Genomic DNA, 16,639 nt, shown 5'->3' with positions numbered 1-16,639 from the left:
GGGTCAGCCGGTGATGACCTGGGCGGTGCCGAGCGGGGCATCGGAGCCCATCTCGGCGGCGATGCGATTCGCCTCTTCGATGAGGGTGGCGACGATGTCGGCCTCGGGCACGGTCTTGATGACCTCTCCCTTGACGAAGATCTGACCCTTGCCGTTGCCCGATGCGACACCGAGATCGGCCTCGCGCGCCTCGCCCGGACCATTCACGACACAGCCCATCACGGCGACGCGCAGCGGCACCGTCATGTCCTTCAGGCCTTCGGTGACGTCGTCCGCGAGGGTGTACACGTCGACCTGGGCGCGACCGCACGAGGGGCAGGAGACGATCTCGAGCTTGCGCTCTCGCAGGTTCAGCGACTGCAGGATCTGGTGCCCGACCTTGACCTCTTCGGCCGGCGGCGCCGACAGCGAGACGCGGATCGTGTCGCCGATGCCCTCGCCCAGCAGGATGCCGAACGCCGTGGCGCTCTTGATGGTGCCCTGGAAGGCAGGACCCGCCTCGGTGACCCCGAGGTGCAGCGGCCAGTCACCTCGTTCGGCGAGCTGACGGTAGGCCTTCACCATGACGACCGGGTCGTTGTGCTTGACCGAGATCTTGAAGTCGTGGAAGTCGTGCTCCTCGAACAGCGATGCCTCCCAGACGGCGCTCTCCACGAGAGCCTCGGGCGTCGCCTTGCCGTACTTCTGCAGCAGGCGCGGATCGAGCGAGCCGGCGTTCACGCCGATGCGCAGCGACACGCCCGCAGCCTTCGCCGCAGCGGCGATCGCACCCACCTGGTCGTCGAACTTGCGGATGTTGCCGGGATTGACGCGGACTGCGCCGCAGCCGGCGTCGATCGCCTGGAAGACGTACTTCGGCTGGAAGTGGATGTCGGCGATCACCGGGATCTGGCTCTTCTTCGCGATGATGTGCAGCACGTCGGCGTCATCCTGCGAGGGCACCGCCACGCGGACGATCTCGCAGCCGGATGCCGTGAGCTCGGCGATCTGCTGCAGCGTGCCGTTGATGTCGGTCGTCTTCGTCGTCGTCATCGACTGGACGCTGACGGGAGCGTCACCGCCGACGAGCACCTTGCCGACCCGGATCTGGCGGGACTTGCGACGTGGGGCGAGGACTTCGGGGACGCGCGGCATCCCAAGATTCACTGCAGGCACCCGTCAAGGCTACCGCCGCCCGATCGGGGTCGGCTGGATGTCGGCTGCTCCGTGTCCGATCGTCGTGTGCACCCCCACCCTTCTGAGCCGACGAAGGGCGGTCCGGTCCGTCACGCGCCGGATCACGCACCTTGCGATGTGCTAATTTCACGGTATGTCCGCGACCCGCACCTGGTGGCCCGCCTACTAGGCGGTGATTCGCGTACCCACGAGATCAGACCGCCTTCCGGGGCGGTCTTTTTCTTGCCCGCACCGGATCCCCGACCGAGGAGACACCGATGACCGCAGTTCCGCTCACCCGACTGGCAGAGCTCACGGCCGACCACGATGCGTCGTTCGTGCTGATCGCCCGTGAGGGCGGCATCGACCTGCTCACCGGAGACATCGTCGATGTGGCCCGTCTGGCCGACATCCCGCTCGCCGGTCCAGACGGCGCCCGCGAGGTGTTCGCCATGGTGCCGTATCACCAGGTGCGCGAGCGCGGATTCGAGGCGCACGACGATGGCACTCCCCTGCGCTGCCTGCTCGTCACCGAGCATCTGACGCTCGCCCCGGACGGGCTGATGAACGCTCTGCCCCAGGCCCCGATCCCGCTGAGCGACGGCGGGTTCGACATCTCCGACGAGGAGTACGCCGAGATCGTCGAGCGCGTCATCGTCGACGAGATCGGTCGCGGCGAGGGCGCGAACTTCGTGATCCGTCGCGACTACCGCGCGACGTTCGACGCCGACGACCGCACCGCCGCGCTCACCTGGTTCCGCGCGCTGCTCGCGCACGAGCGCGGCGCGTACTGGACGTTCGCCGTCATCACCCCCGGGCACATCGCCGTCGGCGCCAGCCCCGAAGCACACGTCGTCGCGCGCCACGGCGTCGTGACGATGAATCCCATCTCGGGCACCTTCCGCCACCCGGCGGGCGGCGCGACCCGCGAGTCGCTGACCGAGTTCCTCTCCTCCACCAAGGAGACCGAGGAGCTGTTCATGGTCGTCGACGAAGAGCTGAAGATGATGAGCCAGGTCTGTTCGGACGGCGGCCGCATCACCGGACCGCATCTGAAGGAGATGTCGAGGCTCACCCACACCGAGTACATGCTGCGGGGGCGCAGCCGACTGGATCCGCGCGACATCCTGCGCGAGACGATGTTCGCCCCCACTGTCACCGGATCGCCCATGCAGAACGCGTGCGCGGTGATCCGCAGGCACGAGCGGTCCCCGCGCGGCTACTACTCGGGCGTCGCCGCGCTGTTCACCCCGAACGCCGAGGGCGGACACGACCTGGACGCGCCGATCCTCATCCGCACCGTCTACCTCGGCGACGGTCGGCTGCGCGTGCCCGTCGGTGCGACCCTGGTGCGCCACTCCGATCCGCACGGCGAGGTCAGCGAGACGCACGGCAAGGCAGCCGGCGTGCTGGGCGCCATCGGCGCCATCGAGCGGGACACCGCTGCCGAGGCGAGAGACGACGACGCGCCGGGCGAGGCTCGGCTGGCCGACGACCCCGAGATCGCCGCTCTCCTGGCATCCCGCAACACCCGCCTCGCGGACTTCTGGATGCAGCCGCAGGACACCCACCCGAGCGGCCGCTTCGCGGGCCGCAGCGCGCTGGTCGTCGACGCGGAGGACCGCTTCACCACCATGCTCGCGCACCAGCTGCGCCATCTGGGCCTCGACGTCGAGATCGCCGCCTGGGACGCCGTGACCGACAGCGCCATCGACGCCGCAGACCTCGTCGTCGCGGGTCCCGGGCCGGGCGATCCGCGCGACGCCGCGTCGCCGCGCATCGCGCGGATGCAGCAGGTCGTCTCCCGTCGCCGCGACGCGCGTGCACCGCTGCTCGCGGTGTGCTTGAGCCATCAGATCCTCGCCGACCGGCTCGGCATCGACCTGGTTCCGCTTGCCGCGCCGCATCAGGGCGTGCAGAAGACGGTTCCGGTCTTCGGGCGGGAGGCGTCGGTCGGCTTCTACAACACCTTCACCGCGCGGGTCGCGCCGGGTACGACGGCTGTGCCGGATGCCGAGGTGTCGGCGGATGCCCGCAGCGGCGACGTCTACGCGCTGCGCGGCGAGCGTTTCGCGTCGGTGCAGGGGCACCTCGAGTCGATCCTGTCGCGCGACGGCCTGGAGACGCTCGAGCGGCTCATCGCCCACGCCCTCGCCTGACGTCGGCCCGGCACAGCCCGGCTCGGTGTCAGCCCAGCAGGCTCATCGGCTTGACGAGGTCGGCGACGATCAGCAGAGCGCCCATGCCGATCAGCAGCACCGCCACGACGACGGTCACCGGAACCAGCCGGGTCGCATCGACGGGCTTCGGAGCGGGGCGCCGCGTGATCCTCGCCCACGCCCGCTTCACGCCCTCCCAGAGGGCGACGACGACGTGCCCGCCGTCGAGCGGCAGCAGCGGGATCAGGTTGAACACGAACAGCGCGATGTTCAGCGCCGCGAGCAGATTCATCAGCACGACCAGGCGGTTCAGCACGGGAGCGTCGGTCGCCGCCACCTCGCCGGCCAGACGACCCACGCCGACCACGCTGAGGGGCCCGTTCGGGTCGCGCTCGGCGCCGGTCACCAGCGAGGCTCCGACGTTCCACAGCTTCGCGGGCAGGTTGACCACGAGTGACGCGACAGCGCCGGTCTGCTGGATCGCCAGCTCCGGACCCGTGGCGAGCGGCTGCGGCACGTACTCGCTCTGCGCGAAGATCCCCGCGTATCCCACCGTTCGGGTGATCGGCTCACCCTGATCGTCGAGCACCGGGCGCCCCTCGGCATCCACCTGCCCGCGCTCCGCAGCGACCGGTGTGAGCGTCAGATCCACCCGCTCGCCGGCGCGCTCGACGACGACGTCCAGCTGCTCGCCCGGCGAGCGCTGGATGATCGCGGAGGCCTCGGCGAACGTCTGCACCCGCTCGCCGCCGACGCTGATGAGCACGTCGCCGGCCCGCACACCCGCCTCGGCGGCGGGCGCGGCCGGGTCGTCACTCGCGCAGCTCTGCTGCGTCGTGCCGGCGGGCAGAACGCATTCGGTCACGGAGGCGACGGTCGTGCTCGCCTGCTGGATGCCGATTCCGGATGCCATGATCGTGAAGATCGCGATGGCGAGCACCAAGTTCATCGCCGGGCCGCCCAGCATGATGATCACGCGCTTCCAGACCGGCAGGCGATAGAACACCCGATCCTCGTCGCCGTCGGCGATCGTCTCGTCGTTGGCGCTGCGGGCATCCTGCACGAGAGAGGCGAACAGACCACGAGCCGGCGCGCTCTTCGTCGACGGCGGGTACATGCCCGACATCGAGATGAAGCCGCCGAGCGGCAGCGCCTTGAATCCGTACTCCGTCTCGCCGATCCGCTTCGACCACAGCCGCGGTCCGAAGCCGATCATGTACTGCCCGACGCGCACGCCGAACAGCTTCGCGGGCAGCAGATGCCCGACCTCGTGCAGTCCGATCGAGAGGCCGAGGCCGATCAGCATGAACACGACGCCGCCCAGGTACAGCAGGATCTCCACCCGTCCACGGTAGTGGCAGCTCTGAGGAATCCCCTGGATCCCCGTCCGCACCGGGAGCGGCTGGGCCGCGTGAGATCATGGACGGGATATGACCACGACATCGCTGCCCCCTGTGCTCCGTCCGGCCGACCCACCCCGTCGTGCCCTGGCAGAGCTGGCCGAACGCTTCGCCCGAGACGTCCGCGGTGACATCGCCGACGTGCAGCTGAGCGGCATCACGCTCGCGACCGCCGACCTGCGCGCAGGAGAGGCGTTCGTCGCCATCCAGGGCGTCAACCGGCACGGCGCCGAGTTCGCGCAGACCGCGGCGGAGAAGGGCGCGGTCGCGATCATCACAGACGAGGCAGGGGCCGGGATCGCCGGATCTGCGGGTCTGCCGATCATCGTGGTGGACGACCCGCGCGGGGTGCTCGGCGCCCTGAGCGCGTGGGTGTACGGCACCGGCGCGGGCGACCCGCTGCCGCTGCTGTTCGGCACCACGGGCACCAACGGGAAGACGAGCGTGTCGCACCTGCTGCAGGGCCTGCTCGATCAGATCGGGGTCGTGTCGGGTCTGTCGTCGACGGCAGAGCGGCACATCGCCGGTGAGGTGATCGTCTCGCGTCTGACCACACCGGAGGCATCCGAGATGCATGCCCTGCTCGCCCTGATGCGCGAGCGGAAGGTCGAGGCGGTCGCGGTCGAGGTCAGCGCGCAGGCCCTGTCACGGCACCGCGTGGACGGCATCATGTTCGACGTCGCCGGGTTCACCAATCTCTCGCACGACCATCTCGACGACTACGCCGACATGGAGGAGTACTTCGAGGCCAAGCTCCCGCTGTTCACCCCGGAGCGGTCGCGCCGCGCCGTCGTGAGCGTGGACTCGTCGTCCGGCGCCGTCGTCGTCGAGCGCGCCACCGTGCCGGTCGTCACCGTCGGCACGCCGGCGATCGCCGCCGACCCCGAGGCCGCCGCGCGTGCGGACTGGGTCGTCTCGATCGATGACGAGCGCCCCAGCGGCACCGCATTCACGCTCACCGGTCCTGCGGGGCGCACTCTGTCGAGCGTCGTTCCCGTGATCGGACCGCACATGGCGGCCAACGCGGGGCTCGCGATCGTCATGCTGCTCGAGGGCGGGTACGAGTGGGACCGCATCGCCGATGCTCTCGACCGCGACGGTCACATCGTCGCGCACCTGCCCGGACGCACCCAGTTCATCTCGGGCGAGACCGGCCCCGCCGTCTACGTCGACTTCGGACACTCCCCCGACGCCTTCGAGAAGACCCTGGCCGCGGTTCGTCGGGTCACCCCGGGGAAGGTGCTGATGCTGTTCGGCGCCGATGGCGACCGCGATGCCACCAAGCGCTTCGACATGGCCCGCACCGCCGTGGAGGGCAGCGACATCCTCGTGATCACCGACCACCACCCCCGGTTCGAGGACCCGGCGTCGATCCGCGCCACCCTCGTCGAGGGGGCCCGTCGCGCACGGCCGGACGCCGAGATCCACGAGGTGTCGCCGCCGGAGGACGCGATCGTGACCGCGGTCGGGCTGGTCGGCGAAGGGGATGCCATCCTGTGGGCGGGGCCGGGGCACCAGGACTACCGCGACATCCGCGGAGTGCGCACGCCGTACTCGGCCCGTGAGCTGGCCCGCCGGGCGCTCATCGCCGCCGGATGGCCTGCTCCCGAATCGCACTGGCCCGTCCCCTACACCGACTGAGGCGCGGGCACCGGTCGCGCGGGCCTGGCACCCGCAGGGCCGGTCAGGAGGCCGCGATCAGCGCATCCGCCTTCGCACGTGCCCAGGTCTCGGCCTCGGCGAGCGCCTCGAGCGTCAGCTCCTCCGGGGCGTCGTGCGCGTCGACGACGCGCTGCACGGTGTCGACGATGCCGAGGAACGTCAGCCGGCCGTCGTGGAAGGCATGCACGGCCTGCTCGTTCGCGGCGTTGTACACCGCGGGGAACGTGCTGCCGGCACGACCGACCGCCTTGGCGAGCGCGACGGCGGGGAACGCCTCGTCGTCGAGCGGCTCGAAGGTCCAGCTGGTCGCCGTGCGCCAGTCGAGCGGTCGGCCCACGCCGCCGACCCGGTGCGGCCAGTCCAGGCCGAGCGAGATGGGCAGCCGCATGTCCGGCGGTGACGCCTGGGCGATGGTGGAGCCGTCGACGAACTCGACCATCGAGTGCACGACCGACTGCGGGTGCACGACCACCTCGATGTCGTCGTAGGGCACGTCGAACAGCAGGTGCGCCTCGATGACCTCCAGGCCCTTGTTGACCAGCGTGGCCGAGTTGGTGGTGACCATCCGGCCCATGTCCCAGGTGGGGTGCGCGAGCGCCTGCGCCGGGGTGACGTCGGCCAGCTCGGCACGAGAGCGGCCACGGAACGGCCCGCCGGATGCGGTGACGACGAGCCTTCTGACTTCGGCGCGTGTGCCGGCGCGCAGCGCCTGGGCCAACGCGGAATGCTCCGAGTCGACCGGAACGATCTGGCCGGGAGCCGCCGCCGCACGAACCAGCTCGCCGCCGACGATCAAGGACTCCTTGTTCGCCAATGCCAGCGTGCGCCCCGCCCCGAGGGCGGCGAGCGTCGAGCCGAGCCCGATCGAGCCGGTGATGGCGTTGAGCACCACATCGGCGTCGACGTCACGCACCAGCTGCTCCGCCTCGACGGCGCCGAGAGCGGTGTGCTCGAGGTGGAACTGCGCGGCCTGCTCGGCGACCAGCTCGGCGTTGCTGCCCGCGGCGATCCCCACCAGCTCGAAGCGACGCGGATTGGCGCGGATCACGTCCAGCGCCTGGGTGCCGATGGAGCCTGTGGAGCCGAGGACGATGACGCGACGCATGCCGCCAGCCTATGCGAGAGGGCGGCGACCCCGTCGGATCGCCGCCCTCTCGTTCAGCGCATCACTGCGCGGCTGGTGCGTGCTGCGTCGCGAGGATGTCGATGACGAAGACGAGGGTCTTGCCGCCGAGCTCGTGGCCCTCGGGGTCCTCGCCGTAGGCGAGCTCCGGCGGGATGACCACGAGAACCTGCGAGCCCACCGTCTGACCGGCGAGCGCCTGCACGAAGCCGGGCACGTAGGTGTTTCCCGGGGCTGCGTACGGAGCCCCCTTCGACCAGGACGAGTCGAAGCTCTCGCCGCTCTCCCAGTCGACGCCGTAGTACTGCAGCAGCGTGGTGTCGCCGTCGGCGACGGCGGGCCCGTCACCCTGCTTCAGCACCGAGATCTCGAGCTCGGCGGGAGCGTCTGCGGACGGCACCTCGACGGCGGGTTCGCCGTCCCTGGCGAGCGTGACGACAGGCATCCCATCGACCGGCTCCTGATTCTCGCCCCACGCCGCGGTGGGCACCTTGTCGAGCACGTCGATGATGTACAGCTGCGAGTCCGCGCCGTCGGAGGCGGGCAGCGCGAATGCGACGCGCGTGCCGATCGGGGCGCAGCCGATCGCCTCCGCGAGCGCCTGATTCGCCAGCGCGTCCTGCGGCAGCAGCTCCCCCTCGGCGTACCCGAGATCGCCGAGGTGCTCCCCCGTCTTGGAGTCGAAGGCGCTCATCGCGTAGGCGATGTAGTCGCCCTCCTCGACCTTCTCGCCCGTGCCCTCGGTGACGACGGTGCGCTGCACCTCGTCGACCTTCTGATCCTTCGCGACGGTGATCTTGGCCGGCTGACCGAAGTCACCGCTCACGTCGACACTGTCGGTGAGCGCACCGGGAGCGGCGACCTGCTCGCACGCGTCGGCGCTGCCCTTCGAGTCGGACGCATCCGACGTGTCCTGAGCGCCGGAGCATCCGGCGAGCAGGAGCGCGGTGACGGCCACGGTGGAGGCAAGGGCGAGGGGGCGCAGACGCAAGATGAGACCTTCGGGTTCGCAGAACGGTGAAGGTCCCATCCTGACGCACCCGGCTTTGCCGCCGCTGAGTGCAGAACCGGACGCCGCGTCATTCCGCGGCAGGCATGCACCGGAAGATAAGCTCTTCCGGTGAGTTCTGAGCAGTCGGTCACCCCCGCGGACCCCGAGCCGGAGACGCCGGGGCACCCGTCGCCTCGCCACGCCGGGTTCAAGTACAAGGTCGGGCGGATGGTCGCGGCGTCCGTGGCGCGGGTGGTCTATCGGCCTCGCATCGAGGGTCGCGAGAACGTGCCGCTCACCGGTGCGGTGATCCTCGCCAGCAATCACCTGTCGTTCATCGACTCGATGGCGATCCCGATCGCGGCTCCGCGGCCGGTGCACTTCCTCGCGAAGTCGAGCTACTTCGAGGGCACCGGGATCAAGGGCGCCATCTCGCGCGACTTCTTCACCTCGGTCGGAGCGATCCCCGTGCGCCGGGGTGCCGGCCAGGCCGCTCTCGACGCGCTGGACCAGCAGCGGCAGCTGCTCGACGACGGTCTGGCCGTCGCGCTGTACCCCGAGGGGACCCGCTCGACGGACGGCCGACTGTACAAGGGCCGCACGGGTGTCGCCTTCCTCGCCCTGCAGACGGGGGCTCCGGTCGTCCCGGTGGGCCTGATCGGCACGGACAGGATGATGCCGAGGGGGGCGAAGATGCCCTCGCTCAGCGAGCGCGTCACGGTGCGCTTCGGCACCCCGATCGACGTGTCCAGGCACGGTCCCGCGACGAGTGGCAGAGCTCGCCGCCTCGCCACCGACGAGATCATGGCCGCCATCCACGCGCTGAGCGGACAGGAGCTCGCCGGCGTGTACAACGAGCCGCCGGCCCAGTCACCCATCGAGAAGATCAAGCAGGCGCTTCCGCACGAGCGCCGCTGAGCTCAGCCGCGCTCTGATGCCACCTCGACGGTGGCGTCGTGGTGCACCGGGAAGTTCACGGAGTTCGCGATGAAGCACCATTCGTGGGCGATGCGGTGCGCCTCGCGTGCGGCGTCGAGCATCGACTCGTCGGCGACGCGCACGTGAGGACGCAGCGTCACCTCGGCGAACGCGCCGCCGCCTCGTCCGTCCTCGCGCATCACCCCGGTGGCCTCGTCGCGGTACTCGGTCACGACGACCCCGGCGGTGACGCACGCGTGCAGGTACGACAGCAGGTGGCATTCCGACAGGGCCGCCAGAAGCAGATCCTCCGGATTCCAGCGCGACGGGTCGCCGCGGAACGGCTTGTCGGCCGATGCCTGCAGGTCGGGTTTGCCCTGGATGCCGATCGTGACGTCACGGGCGTAGTCGCGATAGCCGCTCGTGCCGGTGCCGCGGTTCCCGGTCCAGGTGGTCGTGAGGGCGTAGTGGTGTTCGCCGAGGGGGGCCATCGCGCCAGTCTGCCACCGTGCAGCGCATTAGGCTTGTCTGGTGCTCGAGACTCTCACCATCGCTGACGCCGTCGAACTCGCGATCGTGGAGCGCAACGGCTTCGTGGAGTCCCGCCATGCGGGCGCCGCCGTCGTGCTCTCCCCCGACGGGGAGGTCATCGCTCAGCACGGCAACGCCGAGGCGCTGATCCTGCCGCGCTCCAGCCTGAAGCCGCTGCAGGCGATCGCCAGTGTGACAGCCGGCGCGAGCCTGGAGGGCGAGCAGCTCGCGCTCGGCACGGCCAGCCACAGCGGCACTGATCGGCACGTCGAGGTCGTGCGCGAGATGCTGGCCGCAGGCGGCCTCAACGAGGACGACCTGGGCTGCCCCGCCGCGTGGCCGTCCGACTCGACGGCGCGCCGCGATATGATCCGTGATCACGCCGATCAGGCACGCGTGCGGATGAACTGCTCGGGCAAGCACGCCCTCATGCTCCGCGCCTGCGTCGCGACCGGCTGGCCGACCGAGGGATACCTCGACACCGCGCACCCGCTGCAGGTGCACATCCGGGATGTGGTGGAGCGCCTCGCCGGAGAGAAGATCGCGCATACGTCGATCGACGGTTGCGGCGCGCCGGTGCACGCCATCACCCTGCTGGGCCTCGCACGCGCGATCCATCGGATCGGCTCGGCCTCGGAGCGCTCTCCGTTCGCCCTGCACCGTGTCGCCGGTGCGCTCGTGCGCGCCGTCCGGGAGAACCCGTGGACGATCGCGGGGCCCGGCGAACCCGACACCATCGCCATCGAGACGCTCGGCGTGTTCGCCAAGCACGGCGCCGAGGGTGTGATGGTCATGGTCGCCCCGGACAACACGACCGTGGCGATCAAGACACTCGACGGCAGCAGCCGCGCCTCGGCGATCGTCGCCGCCACGCTGCTCGCCAGGGCCGGCGCGCTCGGCGAGGCCGACGTCGCGGCGCTCGCATCGGCCCTCCCCCTCGATGTGCTCGGCGGCGGTCAGCCGGTCGGCATGATCCGTCCGGGTTCGGGTATCTGATCCAGCCGCCGGCTCAGGTCAGCCGCACTCGTCGCGGTCGCCCTCCGGCTGGCACCACCCACGCCCGCCCCTCGTGCAGCCGCGCGTACGGCGGGGTGTCGCGGACCCCCGCGAGCTGGCGCAGCTCCGTCGCGCATTCCGCCGCGACGACGAGCTCGCCCGTGCTGCGGATGCCCTGCAGCAGCGACCACTGAGCACGCCACTGCTCCGGGTCGCCGACGATCACGACCGGCGCGTCCTCGGCGGGGGTCGGCCCGTTCTCGGCGAGGGTCGTCACCCGGCATCCCGGGACCGCGGCGGCGAGCGTCGTGCGGGTCTCGTCGACCGCTGTCGTCACCACGCCCGCGGGAGTGCGCACGGGCCGCCAGCGTGCGATGCCGCGCGCATCCGCGCTCCCCCGACGCCCGCTGCCCGGCGCGACCGGATCGGTCCAGCAGATCTGCACGTCGCGACCGTCCACCACGCCGCGGCCGGGCGGCCGGTGCGGGTCGAACGCCGCGGACTCGCCGCCGGCGGAGATGTGCTCCACCCTGCTGCTCAGCCTCAGCAGCGCGCGGTGCGAGAGCCCGTCGAGCAGCCGCCCGACCGGACCCGTCGCCCGTGACGAGGTGATCACGACGCCGGCCGGGGAGCGGACGATGCGCTCCCACCGGCTCAGGAAGAGCTGCGCGTGCTCAGCCGGGTACTGCGCGAGCAGCACGTCGAGATCATCGCAGAGGACCATCCCGTGCCGACCGGTCGCGAGCTCCGCCACAGCATCCCACGCCTCCTCGACGTCGTTCGGGATGACGACCGCATCCGGGATCTGAGCATGCACGATGCGGATCAGCGTGCTCTTGCCCGCCCCCGGGCCGCCGATCACGCCGAGCCTGTCGCCGCGCGCGAGATGCACCCAGGGCTGCCTCTGCTGATCCGGCTCATCGGCTCGGCCGAGCACGATCACACCGGCCTCGGGTGCGCCGCTGCCGGAGGGCAGGTCGATCACGCGGGGCAGCGGGGGCAGCCACGGACTGGCCGGGGTCTGCGCCCCCTCCCACCGGCGCGTCACCGCCGCCACATCGTGCGGGGAGGTCAGCGCGACGCGCACGGCATGCGGCTCGACGTCCTCGGGCCGACGCAGGTACACCAGGCCGCGCGACGCCGATCCTCCCGGGAGCGCCGCCGCGACCTCCGAGCCGATCACCAGGCGACTGTCGGCCGCCTCCGCCACGCGCAGGCTCAGCCGCAGCGGGCAGTTCGCCGCCAGGGCATCCCGGATCACACCGCCCGCACGCTGCGTGCCGAGAACGAGATGCATCCCCAGCGCCCGTCCGCGCGCGGCGATATCGGTGAAGATCTGCGCCAGGTCGGGGTGCTCCTGCATGAGGGCGGCGAACTCGTCGACGACGATCACGAGCCGAGCGAGCGAGGGGGATCCGGTGACGTCGCGCGCGCCCGCTGCGGCCAGAGCCGCCTCCCGGCGCCGCAGCTCGGCGCTGAGACTGCCGACCCCACGTCGCGCACCGGCCGCATCGAGGTCGGTGACGACCGCGACGACATGGGGCAGCGAGCGCAGCGGGTCGAACGCCGTGCCTCCCTTGAAGTCGATCAGCACGAACGTCACCTCCTCCGGCGCATGCGCAGCGGCGATCGCCACCACCCAGCTGGTCAGAAGCTCGCTCTTTCCCGTGCCCGTCATGCCCGTGACGATCGCGTGCGGACCGTCGTCGACCAGATCGACGAGCACATCGCCCTGCTCCCCTCGCCCGAAGCGTGCGGCGAGTCGGCCGTCACCGCCCTCCGCCGTCTGGAGCTCCCTGAGCGCGACGGCGTCCGGAACCTGCGCGGTGTCCTCCGATCTGCTGGCCACCGCCGCGGCGATGCAGACGATCTGCCGGGTCGACACCGCCTCCAGGGAGATGTCTCGCAGCCCCTCCGGGGTGCGCGCGACCGCCCGTGCCGGTGCCACGCACTCCAGCACGGTCGTGACGCCCTCCGGGGGCTCCTCCCCCGGCGTCCGCACGCAGATCACGGCGTCGGCGGGATCGGCCCCGTCGCCGATCCGCAGCCGGAAGCGGGCGCCGCGACGGTCGGCGTGCGGAAACTGCTCCAGGCCCCACTCCGCGACACCGCGGCCGTGCAGGCTCAGCTCCGACGGCCCGAACCTCAGGCACAGCTGTGCGACGAGAGCCCTGACGACGGCGCTCGCGACCGGACGAGCCGCCCGCACGCACACGCCGCCGCCGAGCTCGACGACGATCGGAGCATCGTCGAGGTTCTCGGCGCGCTCGCGGAAGGCACGGGATCGATCGTCGTCACCGCCCGAAGCGCGGACCCGACTGCGCGTGCGGCCCCGCCCGATCACCAGGTCGGTGGCGGCGCTCAGCGGCGTGCGGCCTCGCAACGGCGGGTCGAGCAGACAGCCCGCCGCATCGGGTGAACGATGCCAGAGCATCCGGTGCTCCTGGCCGTGCAGGCGCACGAGCTCGTCCTCGGCGCGCTGCCACGCGGCGTCGGTCTCCCCCTGCGCCCGGCGACGTGCTCGCCGCCGCGATCGCATGCCGTCGAAGAACGACGCGAGCAGCATCAGCGGGCCGAGGGCGGCGAAGCACAGCGCGAACAGGGAGTCCGTGATCAGCCACAGCACCACTCCCGCGACGACGGGGACGATCGCGGCGAGCAGCGGCAGCGGCGGTCGCGTCGGCTGCGCGGCAGATGCGGGCAGGACGATGGTGGTGGCATCCATCCACCCATCTCAGCCCATCGTGACCCGCGGATCCGGCCTGTCCACAGGCCGGCCGGCTCACCCCTCGATCGCGGGTTCTGTGGAGGATGAATCGCCGCCGACAGCGGGCCGCTCTGCGGTGGCCACGTCGTCGGCGGCGCCGCCACGGCCGCCGGTGAAGCGCACGTTGAGCACGATCAGCGTGACGTTGTCGCGTCCGCCGTTCTCCAGCGCCGCATCGACCATCGCGTTCACCGCGTCAGCGGGCTCGGCGTTCTCGCGAAGGAAGTGCAGGATGCCGTAGTCGGTGAGCTCTTTGGTGAGACCGTCGGAGCAGATGATGAACCGGTCGCCGTCGACGACGTCGATGGCGACGTAGTCGGGTGAGACGAGCTCGTTCGCCCCCACCGCGCGGGTGATCACGTTGCTGTAGGGGTGGGCGTCCGCCTCTTCCGGGCTGATCTTGCCGGATGCGATGAGCTCCTGCACCACGGAGTGGTCGGTCGTGACCTGGATCAGGCGACCGTCCCGCTCCAGATAGACCCGTGAGTCGCCGATGTTGAGCGAGATCCAGCGCCAGCCGTCGTCATGGCGATCGAGGTACACGCCGGTCAGCGTCGTCCCCGTCCCCTCGTCGGTCGTCTCGGGATGCTGGTGGATGTCGTCCACGGCCAGCTGCAGCGCAGCCACGATCCGCTCGTCGTCGATCTGTCCGGCGTCGACCATGTCGGAGAGTCGGTCGACGGTCGCCTGGCTGGCGATCTCGCCGCCCGCGTGTCCGCCCATGCCGTCGGCGACGATGAACAGCGGGTACTTGGCGAGGAACGAGTCCTGGTTGTTCTCCCGGCGTCGGCCGCGATCGGTCACACCCGCCCAGGTGAGCTCGAGGTCATCGCTGACGCGGAAGGTCTGCGTCGTGGTCTCAGGCACGTGGGCTCTCCATCGGGCGGCTGGGCGACTGAACAGCCGCGGGATTCGTCTTCATCGTAGTCGTGCCGTCACATCCGGTCGGCAGGGTCGTCGATCAGCGGGAACAGGGCGTCGATCTCCGCGAGGTCCGCTGCCGTGGGAGCCCACGCGTCTGCGGCTGCGGCGTTCGCCTCGACCTGCTCGGGCGTGGTGGCGCCGGCGATCACGCTGGAGACGCCGGGCTGCGCCAGCAGCCAGCCGAAGGTCGCCTGGAGCATCGTGATATCGCGCTGATCGCAGAACGCCTGGTACTGCTCGAGTGCATCCCAGGGCGCGTCGGACCAGATGTGCTGACGCGTCTGCATGATGCGGCTGCCGGTGGGACCGCCCTCGCGGGTGAACTTGCCGGTGAGCAGTCCGTTCTTCAGCGGGAAGAACGGGAAGAAGCCGAGGCCGTAGCGCTCGACCGCGGGCAGCACTTCACGCTCGGACGCACGCGCCAGCAGCGAATAGTGATTCTGAGCGGAGATGAATCGCCCCGTGGAGCGGGCGCGGGCGGTCAGCTCGGCCTCGGCGATCTGCCACCCGGTGAAGTTGGAGTGCCCGTAGTAGCGGATCTTCCCCTCGTCGACGAGCTCGTCGAGCGCATCGATGGTCTCGGCGATCGGGGTCTGCGGGTCGGGCAGGTGCAGCTGGTAGAGGTCGATCCAGTCGGTGCGCAGACGGCGCAGCGAATGCTCGACGGCGTGACGCACGTAGCGGCGCGATCCGCGACCCCCGGGGAAGTCGTACCCCATGTCCCGCTCGTGACCGAACTTGGTCGCCAGCACCACGCGGTCGCGGCGGCCATCGAGCACCTCGCCCATGAGCTCCTCGCTGCGGCCCGCGTCGGCGCCGTACATGTCAGCGGTGTCGAAGAAGAACACGCCGTTCGCGAGTGCCGCGTCGATCACGGCCCGAGTGCCGTCGAGCGTCTCGGTCACTGTTCCCGCACGCCCGAAGTTGTTGCAGCCGAGACCGGTTGCGGAGACGACGAGTCCGGATGCGCCGACGCGACGCTGCGAGGTGACCATGCATCCACACTATCGGGGCGTCGGCGCTGCTCGGACCGGCCGGGCGCGCCGAACACCCTGTTTCGGCATGAAGACACGAGGAAGCCCCCGACCTCGTCGGGGGCTTCCTCGTGTTCAGCTCAGGGTCGCGGCTGCGTCGGGTCCTCAGGCGCTGCCGGCGGCGCGGGAGGAGCGGGCGGTGCGGCCGGAGGCGCGGACGGCGGAGCAGGAGGTGCCGGCGGCGCGGCCGGAGGCGGAACCGGTGCGCCCGGCGCCGGCGGAACCGGTGCTGCAGGGTTGAGCGGAGCGCCGTAACCGGGCTGTGCGGGCTGTCCGTAACCGGGCTGGGCCGGAGGCGCGTAGCCGGGCTGTGCCGGCGGGGCGTAGCCCTGCGGTGCGCCGTAGCCGGCGGGGGCCGCGTTCTGGCCGGGCTGCACGGGGATGCCGTCCCACACGGTGTTGTCACCGAGGAAGCCGTTGCCGGCCCACGGAGCGGGGGCGATGTTCGGGTTCCAGCGCGAGCGGTCGAACGCGGCGATGCCCATCCAGACGATGTTGAGCAGCACGAAGAGGATGACCCAGGCCGCCTCCTTCTGCAGCTTGAGCCCGACGCGCCAGCCGGCCATCGCGAACAGCGCGGTGAAGACCAGACCGAAGATGCCGCCGATACCGGTCCACGACAGCAGGATCGTCGCGCCCAGCGCGTACAGCACGAGCCACGGGCTCATGTCGCCGAGCTTGAAGAAGATCATCTCCCGGTAGACCGGTACCCAGGCGCGCCATTTGCCGACGACACCGGCCTTGTCGAAGATCTTCATCATGAAGATCGACGAGATGACGTACATGATCGGCCCGACGATCAGCAGCAGCACCGTCAGCAGGCCGACGATCGCAGCGATGGCGCCGTAGTCGCCGTAGTCGCCATATCCCATGAGTGAACCACTTCTCTCGTCGAGAGGAAGCGGTGTCGCTTCCCCGTGCGGATCTCGTGCTCCGGCCATGCTAGCGAAGCGGCGCGATCACGGGCAATGAGACACGG

Annotated in this window: 13 protein-coding genes; 4 read left to right on the top strand and 9 right to left on the bottom strand. The window is 70.7% G+C overall.

Annotated features, from left to right (window positions below):
* Window positions 1-3: 3 nt before the first annotated feature.
* Entirely contained in the window at window positions 4-1,155 is a 1,152-nt protein-coding gene (ispG, locus tag BFN01_RS05330) for a flavodoxin-dependent (E)-4-hydroxy-3-methylbut-2-enyl-diphosphate synthase (RefSeq protein ID WP_177243807.1), read from the bottom strand.
* 278 nt (window positions 1,156-1,433) lie between these two features.
* Between ispG and BFN01_RS05325 the strand changes: the two genes are divergently transcribed.
* Window positions 1,434-3,314 (top strand): chorismate-binding protein, encoded by a 1,881-nt coding sequence (locus BFN01_RS05325; RefSeq protein WP_071642263.1) that lies wholly within the window; start codon window positions 1,434-1,436, stop codon window positions 3,312-3,314.
* 28 nt (window positions 3,315-3,342) lie between these two features.
* Here BFN01_RS05325 and BFN01_RS05320 read toward each other — a convergent pair whose 3' ends face one another.
* The gene (locus BFN01_RS05320) at window positions 3,343-4,656 is read right to left on the bottom strand and encodes an RIP metalloprotease (protein ID WP_071642261.1); all 1,314 of its coding nucleotides are present in this window, start codon (window positions 4,654-4,656) and stop codon (window positions 3,343-3,345) included.
* A gap of 88 nt (window positions 4,657-4,744) precedes the next feature.
* Here BFN01_RS05320 and BFN01_RS05315 point away from each other — a divergent pair, with 88 nt between their 5' ends.
* On the top strand, window positions 4,745-6,355 hold the full coding sequence (locus BFN01_RS05315) for a Mur ligase family protein (RefSeq protein WP_071642259.1): 1,611 nt from the start codon (window positions 4,745-4,747) through the stop codon (window positions 6,353-6,355).
* Window positions 6,356-6,398: 43 nt separating this feature from the next.
* Here BFN01_RS05315 and BFN01_RS05310 read toward each other — a convergent pair whose 3' ends face one another.
* Window positions 6,399-7,481 (bottom strand): 1-deoxy-D-xylulose-5-phosphate reductoisomerase, encoded by a 1,083-nt coding sequence (locus BFN01_RS05310; protein ID WP_071642258.1) that lies wholly within the window; start codon window positions 7,479-7,481, stop codon window positions 6,399-6,401.
* A 61-nt stretch (window positions 7,482-7,542) separates the two neighbouring features.
* A complete protein-coding gene (locus tag BFN01_RS05305; protein WP_071642257.1) occupies window positions 7,543-8,490 on the bottom strand; it encodes an FKBP-type peptidyl-prolyl cis-trans isomerase in 948 nt (315 codons plus the stop codon).
* A 129-nt stretch (window positions 8,491-8,619) separates the two neighbouring features.
* Here BFN01_RS05305 and BFN01_RS05300 point away from each other — a divergent pair, with 129 nt between their 5' ends.
* On the top strand, window positions 8,620-9,408 hold the full coding sequence (locus BFN01_RS05300; protein ID WP_071642256.1) for a 1-acyl-sn-glycerol-3-phosphate acyltransferase: 789 nt from the start codon (window positions 8,620-8,622) through the stop codon (window positions 9,406-9,408).
* 2 nt (window positions 9,409-9,410) lie between these two features.
* Here the strand turns inward: BFN01_RS05300 and BFN01_RS05295 are convergent, their stop codons facing one another.
* Window positions 9,411-9,899 (bottom strand): OsmC family protein, encoded by a 489-nt coding sequence (locus tag BFN01_RS05295; protein WP_071642255.1) that lies wholly within the window; start codon window positions 9,897-9,899, stop codon window positions 9,411-9,413.
* A 40-nt stretch (window positions 9,900-9,939) separates the two neighbouring features.
* Between BFN01_RS05295 and BFN01_RS05290 the strand changes: the two genes are divergently transcribed.
* Complete coding sequence (locus BFN01_RS05290) at window positions 9,940-10,935, top strand: asparaginase (RefSeq protein ID WP_071642254.1); 996 nt, start codon at window positions 9,940-9,942, stop codon at window positions 10,933-10,935.
* Window positions 10,936-10,948: 13 nt separating this feature from the next.
* Here the strand turns inward: BFN01_RS05290 and BFN01_RS05285 are convergent, their stop codons facing one another.
* The 4 genes from BFN01_RS05285 to BFN01_RS15635 all read right to left on the bottom strand — a co-directional run bounded on the left by BFN01_RS05285 (window position 10,949) and on the right by BFN01_RS15635 (window position 16,532).
* The gene (locus BFN01_RS05285; RefSeq protein ID WP_071642253.1) at window positions 10,949-13,660 is read right to left on the bottom strand and encodes an FtsK/SpoIIIE domain-containing protein; all 2,712 of its coding nucleotides are present in this window, start codon (window positions 13,658-13,660) and stop codon (window positions 10,949-10,951) included.
* A gap of 57 nt (window positions 13,661-13,717) precedes the next feature.
* A complete protein-coding gene (locus BFN01_RS05280; RefSeq protein WP_071642252.1) occupies window positions 13,718-14,569 on the bottom strand; it encodes a PP2C family serine/threonine-protein phosphatase in 852 nt (283 codons plus the stop codon).
* Window positions 14,570-14,637: 68 nt separating this feature from the next.
* Window positions 14,638-15,621 (bottom strand): aldo/keto reductase, encoded by a 984-nt coding sequence (locus tag BFN01_RS05275; RefSeq protein ID WP_071642251.1) that lies wholly within the window; start codon window positions 15,619-15,621, stop codon window positions 14,638-14,640.
* Between the two features lie 119 nt (window positions 15,622-15,740).
* The gene (locus tag BFN01_RS15635) at window positions 15,741-16,532 is read right to left on the bottom strand and encodes a hypothetical protein (protein ID WP_071642250.1); all 792 of its coding nucleotides are present in this window, start codon (window positions 16,530-16,532) and stop codon (window positions 15,741-15,743) included.
* Window positions 16,533-16,639 lie beyond the last annotated feature (107 nt).

Source organism: Microbacterium sp. AR7-10 (assembly GCF_001878835.1).
Taxonomy (GTDB): Bacteria; Actinomycetota; Actinomycetes; order Actinomycetales; family Microbacteriaceae; genus Microbacterium; species Microbacterium commune.
The sequence above is the reverse complement of the archived record's forward strand: the minus strand, read 5'-3'. Positions and strand labels throughout refer to the sequence as shown.